The sequence below is a fragment of the Actinophytocola sp. genome, from assembly GCF_035712165.1.
Taxonomy (GTDB): domain Bacteria; phylum Actinomycetota; class Actinomycetes; order Mycobacteriales; family Pseudonocardiaceae; genus DASYTH01.
In genome coordinates this window covers 1-3,427 of the sequence record NZ_DASTBH010000181.1, presented here as the reverse complement: position 1 = coordinate 3,427, position 3,427 = coordinate 1, and the positions used below count along the sequence as shown (strand labels likewise).

Here is a 3,427-nt window from a genome sequence, read left to right as displayed (position 1 = left end):
ATCTTGGCGACGAGCTCGCTCTTGTCCAGCGCGTGCGCGCGGTAGACGAACTGCGCGGTGCGGTCGTGCACGGCGGAATCGTGCGGTTCCTCGGCCCGGATATGCGTCGGACGGGTCAGGAACGTGCGGGCGAGCGTGATGATCGGGCCCGGCATGGTGGCCGAGAACAGCATGGTCTGCCGCTCGTCCGGGACCATCCGCAGGATCCGCTCGATGTCGGGCAGGAACCCCAGGTCGAGCATCTTGTCGGCCTCGTCGAGCACCAGGCCGGTGACCTTGCCCAGCACCAGGTGGCGCTGCTCGGCCAGGTCGAGCAGCCGGCCGGGGGTGCCGACCACGAGGTCCACACCGCCGCGCAGCGCGGCGATCTGCGGCTCGTAGGGCCGGCCGCCGTAGATCGGCAGCACCCGCACGCCAAGGTGCTTGCCGGCGTCGCGGATGTCGTGGGTGACCTGCAGGCACAGCTCGCGGGTCGGCACGACCACCAGCGCCTGCGGGGTGCCGTCGCCCGGCGTGGTGATCCGCTGCAGCAGCGGCACGCCGAAGCCCAGCGTCTTGCCGGTGCCGGTGCGGGCCTGGCCGATGATGTCCTCGCCGGCCAGCGCCAGCGGCAGGGTCAGCTCCTGGATCGCGAAGGCCCGCTCGATGCCCGCCTCGGCCAGGGCGCGCACGATCTCCGGCCGGACGTTCATCTCGGCGAAGGTGGGGGAGTCCGGCCGCACCGGGGCGCCGGCCTGCAACGGGTGGGAGGTGTCGGTGTCGGGAACGCCGGCCTCGCTGTGCTCCAGGATCACCGGGTCGACGGTCGGGTCGGTGTCGGTTGTCGCGTCGGTATTGACGTTGGTGTTGACGGTCAGGGCGATCGCCTCTCTCGTGTCCGGCGCGCACTGCCTTGGACAAGGCCGCTCGACCGCGCCGGCTCGCCTGGTCGTTCCAGGAGTGGCGCGGGAGGGCGGAAGCGTGCACGCACCCTCTCTGACGCTGGCCGGGCCGGGATGGCCAAACGGAGCGTCACGCCGAGTCTACCTGCGACTGTTGCCGACTAGTCTGCCGGCATGAGCGAGAACACGCCTACGGCTGCGGATGCCGGTCCCGCTGGGGCGCGGCCGGCGATCGCCGAGGGGGTCGTCGACCTGCTCGGGGTGCTCGCCTATGGGGAGCTCTCGGCCTTCGACCGCATGTCGGAGGATGCCCGGACCGCGCCCACGCTGGCCGGCCGGGCCGCGCTGTCGGCGATGGCCGCCGCCGAGATCGGGCACTACACCAAGATCGACCGGTTCCTGGCCGGGCACGGCGTGGACATCGAGGAGGCCATGCGGCCGTTCATCGGCCACTTCGACACCTGGCACGCCTCCACCGCGCCGCGGTCCTGGCTGGAGTCGCTGGTCAAGGCCTACGTCGGCGACGGGCTCGCGGCCGACCTGTACCGCGAGATGGCCGGTTGGCTGGACGAGCCGACCCGGGGGTTGGTGCTCGACGTGCTGGCCGACACCGGACACTCCGCGTTCGCCGAGCGCGAAGTTCTGTCGGCGATCGAGCGGGACCGGGCGGTGCGCGACCGGCTCACGCTCTGGGGCCGGCGGCTGCTCGGCGAGGCGTTGACGCAGGCCCAGTACGTGGTCGCGGAGCGGGACGGGCTGTCCGAGCTGATCGTGACCGGCACCGGCGACCTGGCGGGCATCGCCGCGCTGTTCCGGCGCTTACAACAGCAGCACGGCAGGCGGATGACCACGCTCGGGCTCGGATAGGGTTGGTCGTAATCGGTTCGGGTCCAGCAGGCGGAGGTCGGCGTGGAGGTCAAGATCGGGGTCGCGGACACCCCGCGGGAGATCGTGCTCACCAGCGATCTCGCTCCCGACGAGGTCGAGTCCCTGGTCAGCGACGCCCTGCGGACGCCGCACGGCACGCTGGTCCTCGTCGACGCCAAAGGCGCCCGCTACGTGATCCCGTCCGCGCGGGTCGCCTACGTGGAGATCGGCAAGCCGGACAGCCGCCGGGTCGGCTTCGCCACCTGACCCGCGTTCGGGAGCAACGGCTTTCCGCTCAGGGCGCGCGGCGGCTGGACAGCTTGACGACCTTGTTCACCTCGATGGGCTGATCCGGGTCGAGCAGCATGCCGTGCTGGCGCACGATCCCGTCGATGGCCGCCCAGATGATCTGGGTGAGGTACTCGACCACGGCGTCCCGGCTCATCGTGCGGCGCTCCAGCCACCACTCGCTGACGTTCTGCACCAGGCCGACGATCCCGTGGCCCCACGGCTCGGCCGCGCCGGAGTCCATGTCCAGCGCCCGCAGGTAGTCGCCGAGCAGCCGGCTCAGCGCGGCCCCGATCAGCTCCTTGTCCTCGGCCACCACGTCCCGGCCGAACGGGCGGCGGATCAGCAGCCGGTACAGGTTCGGATGCTCCTCGATGACCGAGAAGTAGGCGTGCAGGCTGCGCCGGATCCGCGGAACCGGCGCCTCCTCGTTGTTCAGCGCCGGGATGAGCCGCTCGAACAGCAACTCGGTGCCCCGCTGGCCGAGTGCGACGTACAGGTCCGCCTTGTCGGTGAAATGCCGGTACAGCACCGGTTTCGTGACGCCGGCCGCGGCGGCCACGTGCTCCATCCCGAAGTCCGGCCCGTGCTCGGCCAGGGCCCGCAACGCGGCCTGGACGAACTCCTCCCGGCGGGCCTCCCGGTGCGATCGCCAGCGGTCCCGGCGGGCGTCCCCCTTGTCGGGGCCCTTTCCGCCGGGCGGTTCAGTCATGCGGATGGTGCAGCGGGAAACCGCCACCGATGCCGCGCCAGATCAACGTGGAGATCAACGCGACGGCCTCGTCCTTGGGGATCGGCCGCTGGTCGGCCAGCCAGCCGCGGGCGGCCACCTGGCTGACCCCGGCGAGGCCCACGGCGAGCAGCCGGGCCCGCGCGTCGTCCAGCCCGGCGTCCGCGGTGATCGTCGCCGTGATGGCCCGCACGCTGGCCTCGGTGGCCCGCTCGACCGCGTCCTGCACCGCGGGCTCACCGCGCAGGTCGGACTCGAACACCAGCCGGAACGCCTGGGTCTCGCCGTCGACGAAGTCGAAGTAGGCGGCGACCGCGGCCCGCACCCGCTGCTTGTTGTCCGTGGTGGCGTCCATGGCGTCGGTGACCCGCCGGACCAACTCGTCCACGTGCGTGTCGAGCAGCGCCATGTACAACTCGAGCTTGCCGGGGAAGTGCTGGTACAGCACGGGCTTGCTGACGCCGGCCCGCTCGGCGATCTCGTCCATGGCCGCGGCGTGGTAGCCGTTGGCGGCGAAGACGTCCTGGGCGGCGGCGAGCAGCTGGGCCCGCCGCGCGGTGCGCGGCAACCGGGCGCCCTTGCCGGCCTGCGCGTTGTGCTCGATGGTCTCCGCCATACCGCCTCCACCTAAAGGTCACACAATAGGTCGGACTTGGGATCG

5 protein-coding genes are annotated in these 3,427 nt (G+C 71.7%); 2 read left to right on the top strand and 3 right to left on the bottom strand.

What is annotated here, in order from left to right:
- Positions 1–794, bottom strand: a 794-nt coding sequence (locus VFO68_RS10075; RefSeq protein WP_325157938.1) for a DEAD/DEAH box helicase, incomplete at its 3' end; no start/stop codon positions are given.
- 261 nt (positions 795–1,055) lie between these two features.
- On the opposite strand from VFO68_RS10075, the gene VFO68_RS10070 reads away from it, so the two are divergent.
- Together VFO68_RS10070 and VFO68_RS10065 are read left to right on the top strand one after the other, a co-directional pair.
- Complete coding sequence (locus tag VFO68_RS10070; protein ID WP_325157937.1) at positions 1,056–1,748, top strand: ferritin-like fold-containing protein; 693 nt, start codon at positions 1,056–1,058, stop codon at positions 1,746–1,748.
- A gap of 42 nt (positions 1,749–1,790) precedes the next feature.
- Positions 1,791–2,015, top strand: a complete 225-nt coding sequence (locus VFO68_RS10065) for a DUF3107 domain-containing protein (RefSeq protein ID WP_325157936.1) — start codon at positions 1,791–1,793, stop codon at positions 2,013–2,015.
- A 28-nt stretch (positions 2,016–2,043) separates the two neighbouring features.
- Here the strand turns inward: VFO68_RS10065 and VFO68_RS10060 are convergent, their stop codons facing one another.
- Positions 2,044–2,748 (bottom strand): TetR/AcrR family transcriptional regulator, encoded by a 705-nt coding sequence (locus tag VFO68_RS10060; RefSeq protein ID WP_325157935.1) that lies wholly within the window; start codon positions 2,746–2,748, stop codon positions 2,044–2,046.
- Complete coding sequence (locus VFO68_RS10055; protein WP_325157934.1) at positions 2,741–3,382, bottom strand: TetR/AcrR family transcriptional regulator; 642 nt, start codon at positions 3,380–3,382, stop codon at positions 2,741–2,743. Before VFO68_RS10055 ends, VFO68_RS10060 begins: the two co-directional genes overlap by 8 nt.
- Between the last annotated feature and the right edge of the window lie 45 nt (positions 3,383–3,427).